Genomic DNA, 16253 nt, shown 5'->3' on the forward strand with positions numbered 1-16253 from the left:
CCGATTTCAACAGCACCCGCGTATCGGACCGCCCATCGGGCAGGCCGCGCAGCCCCGAGCGAGAGGCATGATGATGCGGCAACGACTGCTCGGGCTGGCCTATCTCAGCCCTTATATTATCGGCCTGCTCGTCTTTACGATGATCCCCTTTGGCGTCTCGTTTTACCTGAGCTTTACCGATTACAACCTGATGAGTTCGCCCAAATGGTCGGGCCTGTCCAATTACATCGAGCTGTTCACCAGCGACCGGACCTTTCGCAAATCGCTGACGGTGACGCTGCTGTATGTGTTCATCACCGTACCGCTCAAGCTCGCCTTTGCGCTGTTCATTGCCTACATCCTGAACTACCGCCTGCGGTTCATCAACTTTTTCCGCACCGCGTTTTACGTGCCTTCCATCCTGGGCGGCTCCATCGCGATTGCGGTGCTTTGGCGCTATATTTTCGCAGGCGAGGGCCTTGTGAATATGATGCTGACAGGGCTCGGGTTCGAGGCCGTCAACTGGTTCGGCGACCCCCAAAACGCGCTGTTCACCATCACCTTGTTGCGCTGCTGGCAATTCGGATCGGCCATGGTGATCTTTCTCGCAGCCCTTCAATCGGTCGATAAATCGCTCTACGAGGCGGCCGCAATCGATGGCGCAAGCAAGGCGCACAGCTTTATCTTCATCACCATTCCGCTGATCACACCGGTGATTTTCTTCAACCTTATCATGCAGATGGTGCAAGCGTTCCAGGAATTCAACGGACCCTACATCATCACGCAGGGCGGCCCGCTGAAGTCCACCTACCTGCTGCCTCTCTATATCTACGACGAAGCCTTCAAGCGGTTCGACATGGGCTATGCCTCTGCGATCGCGTGGGTGCTGTTCGTCATCATCATGGCGTTGACCCTCCTGGCCTTCTGGTCCTCGAAAAAATGGGTCTATTACGCCGGCGACAAGCGGAATTGAGCGATGACACAGACACAAACAACCGCCCTGAGCGCCGCGCATCTTGCCCAAAGGCGACAACGACGCGCCGCACGAATTTCCATGGTTCTGCGCTACATCATCCTGTTTTCGGTGGGGCTTTTGATGCTCTACCCGCTGATCTGGCTGGTGGGCGCATCCTTCAAAACCAACAGCGAGATTTTCGCCAATCCCGGGTTCATCCCCAAAGATCCGACCGCCGAGGGCTATATCAAAGGCTGGGAAACCTCGACGGCCTATACATTCGGGCGGTTTTTCTGGAATTCCTTCCTGATCATCCTACCCAAAACCATCGGCACGGCGATTTCCTGCACGATGGTGGCCTACGGGTTCGCGCGCTTTGAATTTCCGTTCAAGAAACTTCTGTTCGGTTCCGTCATCGCCATCCTGTTGCTGCCAAATGTGGTGACGCGCATCCCGCAATACCTGTTGTTTCGCGACCTTGGCTGGCTCGACAGTTTTCTGCCGCTCTGGGTGCCTTCGGCGCTGGCGGGCGATGCGTTCTTTGTCTTCATGCTGGTGCAATTCCTGCGCGCCATCCCGGGCGATATGGAAGAAGCAGCGCGTGTTGATGGCGCAAACAGTTGGCAAACCTTGATTTTTATCGTCGTTCCGATGCTTGGACCTGCGTTGATTTCCGTCTGCCTGTTCCAGTTCATGTGGACCATGAACGATTTCCTCGGCCCGCTGATCTATATTTCGTCGGTGGATAAATACCCCGTCAGCCTTGCGCTGAAACTATCGATCGACACCACCGAAGCCTTCGAGTGGAACCGCATTCTCGCCATGTCTGTCCTGACAATTCTACCCGCGCTGATCGTGTTCTTCTTCTCGCAAAAATACTTCATCGAAGGGATCTCCACAGGGGGGGTCAAAGGATAAAATGGCACATCTGTCTCTGAACAATCTGGAAAAAACCTACGGTGGCGGCTTCAAGGCCGTCCATGGGATCAACCTTGAGGTCAAGGATGGCGAGTTCATGGTCCTCGTCGGCCCCTCCGGCTGCGCCAAATCCACCACGCTGCGCATGATTGCGGGACTTGAGGATGTCACGGGCGGTGAAATCCGGATCGGGGATCGCATCGTCAATGCCCTGCAACCGGGCAAGCGCGACATCGCGATGGTGTTTCAAAACTACGCGCTTTACCCGCATATGAAAGTGCGCTCGAACCTGTCCTTCGGTCTGCGCCTGCAACGCAAATCCAAGGCGGAAATTGCCAAGGCTACCGCAGATGTCGCGCGTATCCTTGAAATCGAGCCGCTTTTGGACCGCCTGCCCAAACAGCTTTCGGGTGGTCAGGCCCAGCGAGTGGCCTTGGGGCGCGCGCTGATCAAAAAGCCCGAAGTGTTCCTGTTTGATGAGCCTCTGTCGAACCTGGACGCCAAATTGCGTGCCTCGATGCGGGTGCGCATCACCGATCTGCACAAGCGTCTCAAGGCCGAAGGCATGTCCTCGACCGTGGTCTATGTGACCCACGACCAAACCGAAGCGATGACGATGGGTGACCGCATCTGCGTCATGCAATCGGGTCACATCATGCAGGTCGCGACCCCCAAGGAACTCTACAACAAACCCGCCAACCTGTTTGTCGCAACCTTCATCGGCAGTCCCGAGATGAACATCATCGAGGGCGCGGTGCAGGGCAATGAATTCCACACCAAAGGGCAGTCCATCGCGCTTGATGCGGCGCTGCTGGCACGGCTGGGCGCGCGCCCGCGGCAGGCCGCTTTGGGCATCCGCCCCCAGCATCTGCGGCTGGTGCCCGAAGGCACCGGCCTAAAGGCCACAATCCGCTCGGTCGAGTTCATGGGCCATGAGGTCTATGTCCACGCCCTTCTGGATGGCACGCAAATCACGGTGGTGGTGAGTGCTGCCGAATTCGAGGCGCTCGGGGAGGGCGCATCGGTGGTCCATCTGCGTCCCGACGCGGAATGGGTCCATATCTTCGACCGCGAGAGCGGGCAGAATGTGTCCCTGCTTGCGCAGGGCTGAACCGGAACACGGAGGAGCGTTCCCGACATGAAAAACCTGATAAAATCCACGCTGGCCTTTGCGCTGGCCACTTCGGCCCTCACAGGGGCCGCCACCGCCGCCGATCTGCGCATGTCGTGGTGGGGCGGAGACAGCCGCCACATCGCCACCCAGGAGGCGCTGAAACTGTGCGGCGAAAAATACGGCCACACGGTTGCCCCCGAATTCACCGGATTCAGCGGCTATCTGGAAAAGCTGACCACCCAGATGGCGGGCGGCACAGAGCCTGACATCATGCAGGTCAACTGGCCATGGCTTCCGCTGTTTTCGCAGGACGGCGAAGGGTTTTACGACCTCAACAGCCTCTCCGAAACCATCGACCTCAGCCAGTGGTCCGCCGAGGAACTGGCCGCGACCGACATCAAGGGCAAGTTGAACGGGCTGTCGATTTCGACCACCGGACGTGTGTTCTTTTTCAACACCACCACGATGGAAGACGCCGGACTGCCCCTGCCCACGACGTGGGAAGAGTTTTTTGCCACCGCCGCCGCGCTGCGTGAAAAAATGGGGGAGGACCACTATCTTTACAACGCGGGGCTGGACGGCGCGCGCCTTTTGGCGACGCTCTACATGACGCAGAAAACCGGACAGGATCTGGTTGATCCCGACACCAACCGCGTTGCCTGGTCGGTCGAGGATCTGACCAAAGCCATCGATTTTTACGGCGAAATGGTCGAGAAAAAGGCGATGAATTCCATCGAACAGGAAGCCGCAGCGGGCAACCAGTATCTTTACGAGAAACGCGATTGGGCCAGTGGCAAGATCGTCGGCTCCTATGAGTGGGACACGACGTTCTTCAAATTTTCCGATCCGCTTGACGAGGGCGAAGTGTTGACGGCGACCAAACCGATCAAATTCGCGGATGCGGTCAGTGACGGAATTTATCGCAAGGCCTCGATGCTGTTCGCGATTTCCAAAAACACCAAAAACCCCCAAGCCGCCGCGCAGATCATCAACTGTATGCTCAACGAACCCGAAGGCATCGATGCGCTCAAAGACACGCGCGGCCTGCCCGCCTCGCAGACGGCCTTTGACCGCCTGACCGACGCGGGCATGATCGCGCCGGAGATTCTGGAAGCCAACGCCATCGTCATGGCCGCCAGTGGCCCGACCCTGTCGCCCTTCAACGAGCACCCCGAAGTCATGTCGATCTTTTCCGACACGCTCGAGGAATACGCCTATGGCATGATCCAAAGCGACGAGGCCGCCGAGGTCATCATCGACGGTGTGAACAAGGTGCTCAAAGGCTTCGACAGCTAGGCGCATCGCAGGGCGCGGCCAGGACGGCGCGCCCTGCCCTTTCAATTCAGGCTCTCACGGCGCCAAACCAGACACGATAGGTCCACTATGTTTGCGATCACCCTTGCCGCGCGCTCTGCGCGAACGGTTGCCCTTTGCCTTGCGCAAACCGGCGCGCGCTCTGCCTTGCGCCAGTCGGTGCAATGGCGTCTGCGCGGCGCGGATGGCACGCAGCGCAGCGGGGAGACCAAGCGCGCCGTTCTGGCGCTGCATGATCTCACGCCCGACACGGCCTATGTGTTCGAAGCGGCGGCTGCGGCGCCCTGTGCGTTTTCCTGCGCGTTTTCGACCCTGCCCTGCGCAGGTCTGGTCGATGTGGCAGCTTTCGGGGCCACGCCGGATCTGCCCGACACGGCCGATGCGGCGCAGACCAACCGCGCCGCGTTCCAGGCGGCGCTTGCGGCGGTGCCCAAGGGCGGAACGCTGCGCGTGCCGGCCGGGCGATGGGTCTGCGCCCCGCTCGCGCTCAAATCCGACATGGTGCTGCACCTGGACAGGGGCGCGGTTCTGTTTGCCCCCTCGGATCGACAGGATTGGCCGATCCTGCCGGCACGCGATGCTGCGGGCCGGATGCTCGGGTCGTGGGAGGGTTTGCCAGAGGCCTGTTTTGCGGCCCCCCTGCATGCCATTGGCGCGTGCAACGTGACGATCAGTGGCCAAGGGACGCTCGATGGCGGCGGGGATCGCGGCGATTGGTGGCACTGGCCCAAGGAAACCCGCGACGGCGCGCGCCGCCCGCGCGGCCTGCACCTTATTGACTGTCAAAACACCCAGCTCATCGGCTTTACCATTCGCAACGCGCCCAGCTGGACGATCCACCCCCAGGGCTGCACCGGTCTGACCGCTGCCGCGCTGCGCATCATGGCCCCCCATGACAGCCCCAATACCGACGGCTTCGACCCCGAGATGTGCGAAAACGTCGATATCGTCGGCGTGCATTTTTCGGTGGGCGACGATTGCATCGCGATCAAAGCGGGCAAGCGTGGCCCCAAGGGCGAGGCCGATCACCTGCGCCCGACCCGCCATGTGCGTGTGCGCCATTGCCTGATGGAACGCGGTCACGGCGGCGTTGTCATCGGCTCGGAAATGTCGGGCGGCGTAAGCGATGTGACGGTGGAAGACTGCGACATGATCGGCACGGATCGCGGTTTGCGGATGAAATCGCGCCGTGGTCGCGGTGGAACGGTCGCGCGCATCGCGATGCGCCGTGTGGTGATGGACGGGGTACTCACCGCCTTTTCGGCAAATGCACACTACTTTTGCGACGTGGATGGCCATGCCGATTGGGTGCAATCGCGCCAGCCCGCGCCGACCAACGCGGGCACGCCCCACTTGCACGACATCACCATCGAGGACGTGGAACTGCGCAATCTGTCCCACGCGGTTGCGGCCTTTCTGGGCCTGCCCGAAGCCCCCATCGGCCCCATCCGCCTGACCCGCGTCACCGTCACCTCCTTTGATTTTGATGCGCAGGCCGCCGACCCGATCATGGCCGACCACCTGCGCCCGCTGCGCCATGCCGGCGTGCTGGGCGAACACGCCGATGTGCACAGCGACACCCAGATCGTCGAGCACAACACCCTCACCGACCCCGCGCATAGATTTACGGAGCCCAAATGATCCCGCTCGCCTATTTTGACGCTTTTGCGACCCGCTATCAGCCCTACAAAGACGGCAATTGGTGCTACGAGGATGGCTGCATCTATCGCGGTTTGGTGACGCTGCACCGCGCAACGGGAGAAGCGCGGTGGCTGGCGCATCTGGTGCGGCTCACCGACCGCCAAATCGCCAAGGATGGCACGCTTGCAGGCTACCGGATCGACGAATTCAACATCGACCATATCCTTGCGGGGCGCTGCCTGTTCCATCTGGCCGAGCAAACGGGGGAGGCGCGCTATCTCGCGGCGGCGGGTCATCTGGCGGCGCAGCTAAAACAGCATCCGCGCACGCAGGCGGGCAATTATTGGCACAAAAACCGCTACCCCGAACAGGTCTGGCTGGATGGTCTTTACATGGGCCTGCCCTTCCAGATCGAATACGGGCAAATGCTGGACGATGCGACCCTCATCGAGGATGCGCTCGCGCAACTTTCAACGGCTCTTGAGGTGACGCGCGGCCCGCATGGTCTCTATGTCCATGCCTATGACGCGGCCCGCGCGCAGCCTTGGGCCGATACGGTCACGGGGCAATCGGGCGCGGTTTGGGCGCGCGCCTTGGGCTGGCTTGCCATGGCGCTGGTCGATATCGCAGCCCTTGCGCCAAAGCGCGCGCCGCGCCGCCAAACCCAAGCGCTTCTGGCGGCAATCCTGCGCGAACAGAGCCCCTCAACCCTGTGGCCGCAGGTGCTAGATGCTCCGCAGTTGCGCGGGAATTACGACGAAAGCTCAGCCTCGGCGATGTTTGCCTATGCCCTGCTGCGCGCCGAGCGTCTGGGCCTTGGACCCTATGGGCCGGCGGGCCGGCGTGCCCTGACCACCCTCATCCAGGACCGGCTTGTCATGCAGGACGGGGAGGTCGCATTTACAAAAATCGTCCATGTTGCGGGGCTTGGCGGCTATGAAAACCGCTATCGGGACGGGTCCGCGGCCTATTACCTGACCGAGCCGCTCGTCAGCGACGATGCCAAAGGCGTCGGCCCCTTGATGATGGCCTGCGCGGAGGCCCTGCGCGCCTAGACATCGCGGTTGCCAAATTCACCCACAAAGGGGATCTGCGCGGCACGGCTGTCGCGCAGCACGCCCAGATCCACTCCTTGATCTTGCGCCCAATGCGCCAGATTGGCGATGAAATCACGCGCCGTGTAGTGGACGGGCCGAAACCGTGGCGCCCAATCGGCAGGGTCGTAGCGCCCATCGGGCATATGCCGCCCGCCATTCCAAGCAAACCACGGTGCCTCGGGCGCAATATGCGCGCCGATCCGGGAATTGAGGATCGCCACTTTGCCCACCGAAAACAGCGTCTGGGCGCTGATCGTGCCCTTTGGCGCAGTGAACTGCGACACAGGGCCAAAATCGCAGCGATAGCCCTCTATTTTGCTGTCGCCATAGGGCGTGCAGCGGGCGCCCTCGAACCATTGCCTGCCCAAGCTGAACACCGACTTCAATGCATTTTCACTGCCGTCATGGGTGAATTTACATGAATCGAACACAAACCCGTAGGGCGTCAAAAGATGGGTCGAGGGTGCCGTGACGAACGCCATTTCAGTGCGCGCGCCCTTGCTGCAGATCTCGCAACGGTCGAAAAATGCGGTCCCGCCGCCAAAGATGAAATCTATGTCGCCCTCGATATAGCAGTCGCGCCAGTAGCTGCGCACGCTGCGCACCGGCAGGTCGGTTTTCAAATACAGCGTGTCCTGATCGCCCAAAAGGCGCAGCCGCTCAAAGCGCACCTTGTCAGCGCCCGCAACGATCACGGCAACAGCCTGATGTTGTCCGCGCGCAAATTGCCCGCGTGCATTCACCGCAGGCGGCGTTGCGCTCTCATTTGCGCTGATCCTGTCCTCGTTATAGCTGTTTTCAACCGTCAGGTTATGCGCCACAAACCCGTCCCCATAGACACGCATCACGGCGGCATTGATCGTACCCAGACTGTCGCGCGCGGCGATCTCGGCAAAAATCCTGCGAACGCTGTCGGGAGATCGGGCAAATTGTCCCGCAAACCGGGCGCTGTAGGCCGCACCGCTCATCCCCGCGTCGATATTGGCCCGCACAACCGTCTGATGCGGCGTTGCGCCCAAACCATAGAGGGCTATCGGACGGGCGGTGGCGGGCACATAGACCAGCTCGTCATAATGACCCGCCGCAATCGCGATCCGCACAGGTCCCGTCCCCGAAGAATCCTGTCTGACAGCCTCATCCACCGCGGCCTGAATCGTGCGAAACTGTCCCTGCGCGGGATCCACCCGCAAATCAAACGCCAGCGCGCCCTGATCAATCGGCGCAAGGTCGGGTCGCCAGGGATCGATCCGCTCGGCCCCCGCGGGTCCGGCGTATTTCAACACCTCGGCCATCGTGAACGCGGCGGCTTGCGTGGCGCTAAACACGGGACGGGTCATGGCGAACCTCTCTGATCAAGCGCGCGCCAAAAGAGTGCGAACCGGCGCGACCAAAGCCGCGCCGATCGCGCTGGTGTTGGCCTGATCCAGATGCACACCATCAATTTCCGATGCTTCAGCAACGCGCGACGCATCGAAAAAGGCCACGCCCATCTCTACGCTAAGTTTTTCATACAGATGTGATAACTTTCGCGATTCCGCAATGCGTTGTGCCGAATCCAAAGGCCGGTTTCGGGCCATGCGGCACAGGGGTGGTGCGACGATCAACATTTGGGGGATTGCCGTTGCGGGCTTGTAGGGAAGTGTCGCGACAAGCTGCACCAGACGCCGCATGCCCGCCTGCGCACCAAGGGCAACCCCGCCGTGAACGGGCTTGAGATCATTGGTGCCGAGCATCACGATCACCAAATCCAGCGGCATATTCGCCATCAAGGCCACCGGCAGTGTCTTGACCGCGTTGCGGCAACAGGGCGCGGCATGATCGTCAAAACAGGTGGTGCGCCCGCCCAGACCATCCTGTATGACATGTGCCTGCGCGCCAAGCCCTGCCTGCAAGACATTGGGCCAGCGTTGCGCGACAGGATGGCGCAACCCCGTTGCCGGATCCGCCCCCCAGGTCAAACTGTCCCCATAGACCAAAATCTGTTTCATGCGTCCCTGCCCTGCTACGCCTGTAAAGCGGAAAATCCGTAGAGCGCCTGAGGGGTCTCGACCAACGCCAAATGTCGCGCCGTCGCGTCAGGTAACCACCCCAAGGCCGTGTCCATCAAAGCCGCATCGCAGGGATATTCCTCTGTCAACCGCGCGGCATTATGCGGCCAGTTCGTGCCCCAAACAATTCGCTCGGGCGCAAAGGCGCCGATCTCGCGCGCCACGGCGGCGATATCGGCAAAATCAGGCGCTGCGCTGCGCGAACTTTCGTAACAACCGGCAAATTTGAACCACATTTTCCCGCCATCCAGCAGGCGTTTGAGCACAGCGATATGCTCGGGTGTGGCGCCGTCGAAAATTTTACCGTGGTGATCCAGAACCCAATTTGATTTCAATGCCTTAAGTCGGTTTTCAAGCACGGGAAGATGCGATCCGTCGCATTGCACGGCCATCATCCAACCCGCCGCATGTGCCTTGGCATCAACTGCTTCCAACGCCTCCAGACCCACGGCACCTCCGGGCAAATCCATGATACGCGCGCCCGTCACGCCAGCCGCGCTCAAGCGCTCGATTTCTGCCTCGGTGGTGTCCGGCGTGATCACCGCGACACCCCGCGCGATATCCCCCATCTCAGCCAGACAGGCGATCAGATTGCTGTTGTCGGCCTGATGCGCATTGCCTTGTGTGATCACAACCCGATCCAGACCCAGCCAGCGCATCACCTCGCGGTACATCGCCGCATCAGGAAGCGGGTCCGGCGGCAAACCTGGCCCACCGGAGACAGCGCCAAACCCCGGCAAATACATGTGCATTTGAGTATCGATCGCCCCGCGGGGCACCTCGGTCTGCGGGGCAACGCCGCTGAGTTTGCGCGAAATCATGTGCCGCTCCTCGGGGCAAATTCGACCAGAGCATCGCGGTCGATTTCGATCCCCAAACCCGGCGCATCGGGGATTTGGACGACACCGTTCTCATGCTCGATGGGATGTTTCACAACTGCCTGGCGAAACGGATTATGGGTGCGGTCGAATTCCAGAATCGGGGCGATGGGTGTGTTGCGCACGGGGTTTGGCACCATGGCGGACATGAACTGCAAGGCCGCCGCGATCTGCACCGCTGTGCCCCAGACATGCGGCACAACCCGAACCCCGTGCAAACTTGCCAAATCAGCCACTCTTTTGATTTCGCTAAATCCGCCCACACCGCAAATATCGGGCTGCACAATGTCAACGGCGCGGGTTTCAATCGGCTCGCGAAAGCCCCAGCGCGTGTGCCAGGTTTCGCCACCCGCCACCGCAATCGGCTGGCGCGCACGCACATCACGATAGGCCGCCAGCTGTTCGGGAACGACGGGTTCCTCGAACCAGTCAATCCCGCATTCAGCAGCTGCCTGACCCAACCGGATGGCTTCGATCGCATCGTATCCGTGATTTGCGTCTATCATCAAACGCATATCCGGCCCGATGGCATCGCGAACAGCACGAATGACTTGCAAATCCTGTGCGACGTCAAAGCCGATCTTGATCTTGGCGGCGTGAAATCCTGCCGCCGCATGCCCGGCCATTTCCTCGGCGTTGTCTTCGACGCGGTCCACGCCGTCGCGTTTGAAAGACCCCGTGGCGTAGGCCTGCACCGACTCGCGAAAGCGGCCGCCAAGCAAAGTCGCGATCGACACACCAAAGTGTTTTCCTTTGATATCCCAAAGGGCGATATCAATGCCCGACAAGGCCGTGATCGTGATCCCGCGCTGCCCTTGATCGCGTAGCGCATTATACAGGGTCGCCCATATTTTCTCGGTTTCCAACGGGTTCATCCCGATCAACCAGGCGCTGTAGGTTTGCACCATCGCCGCATTCGCGCCCGCCGGCCCAAGGCATTCGCCCCAGCCAACCGTCCCGTCGTCGCATACGATTTCGACCAGCACATGGACGCGACGGTCAAACCGCATGGACGCGCTTTCGAAAGCGACCTCCAAGCGATGTTCAAGCAGATGGGTTTTGACCTGCGCGATCCGCATCTTGACGCTCCTTAGCTGTTCGCCTCGATCAGACGTGCAAGAATATCTTCTTCCTCTTTGGTCAGATCATCAAGCGGCGCGCGAACCGGACCCGCATCAAAGCCAGCAAGGCGCACGCCCGCCTTGATTGCCGCCACGGCATAGCCTTTGCGACGACCACGCAAGGCCATGAAAGGATAGAAGAAATCGCGCAGGATTTGTTCACATGTCGCAGTATCGCCCGCGCGCAGCGCCTCGTAAAACCTATTGGCCAAAGCTGGCACAAAGTTGAACACGGCGGAGGAATAGGTGGTAAATCCCGCGCCCAGATAGGCCTCGGCAAAGAGTTCAGCCGTTGGCATCCCGCCAAGATAGGTCAAACGGTCGCCCATCGTCGCGGTAACTTGTCTGACGAGTCCGATGTCTCCGGTTCCGTCTTTGAAGCCAACGAGGTTGGGGCATTCGTCACACAGTCGCGCGAGGGTATCGGGCTGCAACACGGCGTTGTCACGGTTGTAGACCATCACGCCAAAGCCAACCGACTGGCACACTGTTTTGACGTGATTGTACAGACCCTCTTGCGGAGCGTCGATTAAGTAGTGAGGCAGCAACAAGATGCCGTCTCCACCGACTTTTTCGACATTTTTCGCAATGGAAACAGCCATTTCCGTGCCATATCCGCAGCCAGAAACAATCGCCGTATTGCCTGCGCTTTCCTTGGCCGCCTGAACAATCGCAGGAATTTCGTCGGGCGCGAGCGAAAAGAATTCCCCCGTTCCCCCGGCCGCAAAGAGCACAGGCGCGTCAAAGCCGGCAAGCCAGTCAACGTGCTTTTGATAGGGATCGCGCGCAAATTTATTGTCGGCGTCGAAAGGGGTAACCGGGAAAGACAGGAGGCCGGAACCCAGGGCGGATTTAAGCTTTTGCGGATCCATTGAACGAGTCCTTTGTAAGTTCATCTTATGACTTAGCGATGCTATCGCATTAAGTCAATAATTTGTATGACAAGTTGGGGCATTTTCACCCGCGCACTGGCAACGCCCTTTACGCAAGATCGTCAGGCAGCAAGGCATCGGGAAGGTTCTGATAACTCACAGGGCGCAGGAATCGCCGGATCGACATTGTCCCGACCGAGGTTGCGCCAAAGTTGGTGGACGCGGGATAGGGACCGCCATGCACCATCGCGTCGCAGACCTCGACACCTGTCGGAAACCCGTTCGCCAACACGCGCCCCGCCTTGCGCTCCAAGACCGGCATCAGGCTGCGCCCCAGGGCTGCGTCCCCTGCATCCAGGTGAAGTGTCGCCGTCAACTGGCCCGCAAAGCTCAAGGCCACCTCCCGCATTTCGCGCGCGTCCGAGACGGTCACGATCAACCCCAAAGGACCGAAAACTTCCTCGCTCAACGCGTGGTTCGCGATCCAGTCCGCAGCCTTGACGCGGTACAAAAACGGTTTGGCTTCGCGCGGCCCACAGGTTGAGGTCAACAGGCCCTGAACGCCTGCGCCGCCCCCGATGCGTGCCGCCCCGTCGCGGTAGGCCGCGGCGATGCCATCGGTCAACATGACCTGCGCCGCGGATTGCGACAGCGCCGAGACGGCAGATTGGGCAAAGGCTTCGGCGTGGGGGCCATCAGTGATCACCGCGATCCCGGGATTGGTGCAGAATTGCCCCGCCCCCATCGTCAGGGACCCCGCCCAGGCCTGCCCCAATGCCTCGCCACGCGCGGCGGCCGCCTCAGGGAGGACGAACATCGGGTTTACGGAACCCAGTTCACCAAAAAATGGAATAGGATTAGGGCGTTGCGCGCATAAATCGAACAAGGCACGCCCGCCGCCAAGCGATCCTGTAAAGCCGACCGCATTGATCAGAGGATGCTGCACAAGGCTGGTTCCGACATCGCGTTTGCCCCCCTGAATGAGGGAAAACACGCCTTTGGGCAACTGGCAGGTTTCAAGCGCCGCAAGGATCGCTTCGGCGACGATTTCACCCGTCCCGGGATGCGCGGAATGGCCTTTGACAACCACCGGACAGCCTGCAGCCAGCGCGGCGGCCGTATCGCCCCCGGCGGTGGAAAATGCCAGCGGAAAATTCGACGCACCAAAGACGGCCACCGGCCCGATCGGGCGCTGCATCAGGCGAATATCGGGGCGGGGCAAGGGCGCGCGCTCCGGCAATGCCGGATCAAAGCGGCGATCAAGATAGTCGCCCTTCAGGAGGTGCTCGGCAAAGAGGCGCAGCTGGCCAGTGGTGCGCCCCCGCTCGCCTTGCAGGCGCGCTTGTGGAAGGCCGGTTTCGCGCGTGCCGATCTCGGTGATGGCCTCGGCGCGGGCCTCGATTTCATCGGCAATCGCCGTCAAAAACGCCGCGCGCTTGGCCCGCGTCGTGGCGCCATAGGTCCAGAAGGCTTCCTCTGCCGCCTGCACGGCAGCATCGACCAACGCGGGCGTTCCAACCGAAAACCGGTCTGCCGGTCCGCTGGCGGGTTCGTTTTCAAACTGCTGCTCGGTGGCAACCCAGTCCCCTGCGATCAGGTGCTTTCCGTGGGGCGTAAAACGCATCGGTTTTCCTTTCAATCTGTCTGACAGGTGAGGAGTCCTGCTCAGCTCTCTATGTCTTCGATCAAGTTTCCGCCTTGCCATTTTTCCATGGCCGCCGTCGCGGGCGGGCGCGCCACGTCGCGCTCGATCTGCGCGCGGTAGGCTTCTGCGTTATCTTTGGCCTGCCAGCCCAAATGCCCGACATGGCTGTTGTCCCACCACGCGGCGTCGTTGTTGGACACGCCCCAAATCACCGGACAGCCCAAGCTGGGCGCGCAAAACACCGCGCGCACAAGGGCGACAAAATCGTCATAGCTAAACCAGGTTGCCAACATGCGGTGGTTGGTCGGCACGGGCATACAGGACCCGATCCGCACCAGCGCGCTCTCTTGCCCATGCTTGGAATGGTAAAACGAGGCCACCGCTTCGCCGAACACTTTGGAAACCCCGTACAGCGTGTCGGGTTTCACCGGATCTTCGGGCGCAAGGTGCTGCCCCTGGGGGTAGTAGCCAATGGTGTGGTTCGAGGAGGCAAACAGAATGCGCGGCATGCCGTGCTTGCGGGCCGCCTCATAGAGGTTGTAAACGCCGCGCAAATTGCCCGCTTCGATCAAATCATAGGGCGCCTCGCCGGAAATGCCGCCCAGATGAACGATCCCGTCACAACCCTCGACAAGCGCCTCCACCGCGGCGGCGTCTGCAAGGTCACACCGCACAAGTTCTTCGCCCGCCCGCGCCGCGCCAAGATCGTTCAGATCCGACAGCCGCAAAATCTCGGCCTCCTCGCAGAGCCGCTCGCGCAGCATGGTGCCAAGCACCCCGGCGGCACCGGTGATCAACAATCGTTTCATAACGCTCACTCCATCAAACCGGGCAAGAACATCGAGAAGGCAGGCACATAGGTGACCAGCATCAGCGCAGCCAAGATGGCCAGATAGAAGGGCCAGATCGTGCGCACCGCCTGGTCGATCCGGATGCCTCCGACAACGCAGCCCACGAACAGGCAGGCCCCCACCGGCGGTGTGCACAGGCCCAACCCGAGGTTCATCATCAACACAACGCCGAATTGGATCGGGTCCATGCCGATGCCCACGACCACGGGCAAAAAGATCGGGGTGCAGATCAGGATCAGCGCCGCCATGTCCATGATCATGCCCAAGGCCAGCAGGATCAGGTTGAGCATCAACAGGATCACCAGCGGGTTGTCGGACATGCCCGTCACAGCAGTGGCCAGCAAATCCGGCACGCGGTACAGCGTCAAAAGATATGAAAACGACGAGGCGGTCGCGACCAGCAGCATCACCAGAGACGTCGTGCGCACCGCTGATGTCACGGCGGTTTTGAAGCCCGCCCATGTCAATTCACGATAAACAAACACGGTCACCAGAACGGCCCAGATTGCGCCGAATGCACCCGATTCCGTCACTGTCATCACGCCCGACAAGACGCCGCCCACAATGATCACCGCCGTCATCAGCCCCGGCAAGGCCACGACGGTCGCGACCCCGAGGTATTTCCAGCCCGGAAAGGTTTCCGCCGGATAGCCGCGTTTGACGGCGATCCAATAGGCGACGATGCCCAGACACAGGCACATCAAAACCCCCGGAATGATGCCCGCGATGAACAGTTTGGACACCGAAATCCCCCCCGCGGCCACCGCGTAAAGGATCATGTTGTGCGAGGGCGGGATCACAACGCCGGCAACCGAGGAAGTCACCGTGACGTTGACCGCGTAATCCGCATCATAGCCCTTTTCCTTCATCACCGGCATCAAGATCGACCCCAGCGCCGAGGTATCGGCCACGGCCGATCCGGAGATGCCGCCAAACAGCATCGAGGAGGCCACGTTCACCACGCCCAATCCGCCGCGCACCGAGCCAACCGCCGAGGAGGCCAGCCGCACAAGCCGTGCGGCAATGCCGCCCTGCATCATCAGCTCGCCGGCGAAAATGAAAAACGGGATCGCCAGAAGCGAAAAGATCGAGATGCCCGAGAGCACGCGTTGAAAGCCGATGAACAGCGGCAACCCCTCGTAGAGAAAGCCCGCCACCGTCGCGAGGCCAAGCGCAAAAGCCACCGGCATGCCGCAGATCAGGCCAAGCGCAAACATGCCGAAAAGTAGGGAAAGGCCCATATCAATTCTGCCCGCCTTTAGTGAGTTCATACAAGTGGAACAGCGAAAATAGCACCGTACAGGCGCCGCAAATTGCCATGGGCACCGCGCGGTAGCCTTCGGAAATGCCGATCATCGGCACCACCCGCGGCCAGGTCGATGCCGCAAGCACGCCGCCCTGCCACGCCAGAAAGAGGCCAAACACCAACACCCCGATCGCGCAAACCCAGCGCAGGGGGGTGCGGATCAGCGGCGGCAGGCTTTCGCGGATGAAGTCGACCGATAGATGCGAGCGCGTCCAGACACCCGCAGCACCGCCCAAAAACGTGATCCAGACCACCAGCAACAAAGCCACTTGTTCCACCCATGTCGGTGTGTCGTTCAAAACGTAGCGCCCAAACACGAGCCAGCCGAAAATCACAATTAGTCCGACAAGTCCGATGCCCGCAATCGCCACGCAAAGACGCGCAATCCGGTCGAAGAGCTGAAAGATCATCGCTTCCAGACCACCCAAAGACGTTCCATCGCGCATCGCGCGCCCTCCCCAAAACAATCGCCAGATGGACCCCGACACAGAGGTCGGGGTCACAGCGGTTCCTG

15 protein-coding genes are annotated in these 16253 nt (G+C 60.8%); 6 read left to right on the forward strand and 9 right to left on the reverse strand.

Annotated features, from left to right (window positions below; genetic code table 11):
- Window positions 1-73 precede the first annotated feature (73 nt).
- The 6 genes from AQS8620_RS03300 to AQS8620_RS03325 all read left to right on the forward strand — a co-directional run bounded on the left by AQS8620_RS03300 (window position 74) and on the right by AQS8620_RS03325 (window position 6976).
- Window positions 74-952, forward strand: a complete 879-nt coding sequence (locus AQS8620_RS03300; protein ID WP_200809586.1) for a carbohydrate ABC transporter permease — start codon at window positions 74-76, stop codon at window positions 950-952.
- A 3-nt stretch (window positions 953-955) separates the two neighbouring features.
- Window positions 956-1852 carry a carbohydrate ABC transporter permease gene (locus AQS8620_RS03305; RefSeq protein WP_085835431.1) on the forward strand — a complete coding sequence of 299 codons (897 nt, stop codon included), beginning with the start codon at window positions 956-958 and terminating at the stop codon, window positions 1850-1852.
- Between the two features lies 1 nt (window position 1853).
- Window positions 1854-2963 carry an ABC transporter ATP-binding protein gene (locus AQS8620_RS03310; protein ID WP_085835432.1) on the forward strand — a complete coding sequence of 370 codons (1110 nt, stop codon included), beginning with the start codon at window positions 1854-1856 and terminating at the stop codon, window positions 2961-2963.
- A gap of 27 nt (window positions 2964-2990) precedes the next feature.
- The gene (locus AQS8620_RS03315; protein WP_085835433.1) at window positions 2991-4262 is read left to right on the forward strand and encodes an ABC transporter substrate-binding protein; all 1272 of its coding nucleotides are present in this window, start codon (window positions 2991-2993) and stop codon (window positions 4260-4262) included.
- An 87-nt stretch (window positions 4263-4349) separates the two neighbouring features.
- Complete coding sequence (gene pglA, locus AQS8620_RS03320; protein WP_085835434.1) at window positions 4350-5921, forward strand: polygalacturonase PglA; 1572 nt, start codon at window positions 4350-4352, stop codon at window positions 5919-5921.
- A complete protein-coding gene (locus tag AQS8620_RS03325) occupies window positions 5918-6976 on the forward strand; it encodes a glycoside hydrolase family 88/105 protein (RefSeq protein WP_085835435.1) in 1059 nt (352 codons plus the stop codon). The genes pglA and AQS8620_RS03325 overlap by 4 nt, the downstream gene beginning before the upstream one ends.
- On the opposite strand, the gene AQS8620_RS03330 is transcribed toward AQS8620_RS03325, so the two are convergent.
- From AQS8620_RS03330 to AQS8620_RS03370, 9 genes are all read right to left on the reverse strand, one after another.
- Window positions 6973-8355, reverse strand: a complete 1383-nt coding sequence (locus AQS8620_RS03330) for a pectinesterase family protein (protein WP_085835436.1) — start codon at window positions 8353-8355, stop codon at window positions 6973-6975. The genes AQS8620_RS03325 and AQS8620_RS03330 overlap by 4 nt on opposite strands.
- Before the next feature lie 15 nt (window positions 8356-8370).
- Entirely contained in the window at window positions 8371-9006 is a 636-nt protein-coding gene (locus AQS8620_RS03335) for an SGNH/GDSL hydrolase family protein (RefSeq protein ID WP_085835437.1), read from the reverse strand.
- Window positions 9007-9020: 14 nt separating this feature from the next.
- Window positions 9021-9887 carry an amidohydrolase family protein gene (locus AQS8620_RS03340; protein WP_085835438.1) on the reverse strand — a complete coding sequence of 289 codons (867 nt, stop codon included), beginning with the start codon at window positions 9885-9887 and terminating at the stop codon, window positions 9021-9023.
- The gene (locus AQS8620_RS03345) at window positions 9884-11023 is read right to left on the reverse strand and encodes a mandelate racemase/muconate lactonizing enzyme family protein (RefSeq protein ID WP_085835439.1); all 1140 of its coding nucleotides are present in this window, start codon (window positions 11021-11023) and stop codon (window positions 9884-9886) included. Before AQS8620_RS03345 ends, AQS8620_RS03340 begins: the two co-directional genes overlap by 4 nt.
- Before the next feature lie 11 nt (window positions 11024-11034).
- Window positions 11035-11937 (reverse strand): 5-dehydro-4-deoxyglucarate dehydratase, encoded by a 903-nt coding sequence (kdgD, locus tag AQS8620_RS03350; protein ID WP_085835440.1) that lies wholly within the window; start codon window positions 11935-11937, stop codon window positions 11035-11037.
- 109 nt (window positions 11938-12046) lie between these two features.
- The gene (locus tag AQS8620_RS03355; RefSeq protein ID WP_085835441.1) at window positions 12047-13561 is read right to left on the reverse strand and encodes an aldehyde dehydrogenase (NADP(+)); all 1515 of its coding nucleotides are present in this window, start codon (window positions 13559-13561) and stop codon (window positions 12047-12049) included.
- Window positions 13562-13602: 41 nt separating this feature from the next.
- A complete protein-coding gene (locus tag AQS8620_RS03360; protein ID WP_085835442.1) occupies window positions 13603-14391 on the reverse strand; it encodes an NAD-dependent epimerase/dehydratase family protein in 789 nt (262 codons plus the stop codon).
- Between the two features lie 5 nt (window positions 14392-14396).
- Window positions 14397-15674, reverse strand: a complete 1278-nt coding sequence (locus tag AQS8620_RS03365; RefSeq protein WP_085835443.1) for a TRAP transporter large permease — start codon at window positions 15672-15674, stop codon at window positions 14397-14399.
- 1 nt (window position 15675) lies between these two features.
- A complete protein-coding gene (locus AQS8620_RS03370) occupies window positions 15676-16242 on the reverse strand; it encodes a TRAP transporter small permease (protein WP_234990363.1) in 567 nt (188 codons plus the stop codon).
- Window positions 16243-16253 lie beyond the last annotated feature (11 nt).

Source organism: Aquimixticola soesokkakensis, from assembly GCF_900172375.1.
GTDB lineage: Bacteria > Pseudomonadota > Alphaproteobacteria > Rhodobacterales > Rhodobacteraceae > Aquimixticola > Aquimixticola soesokkakensis.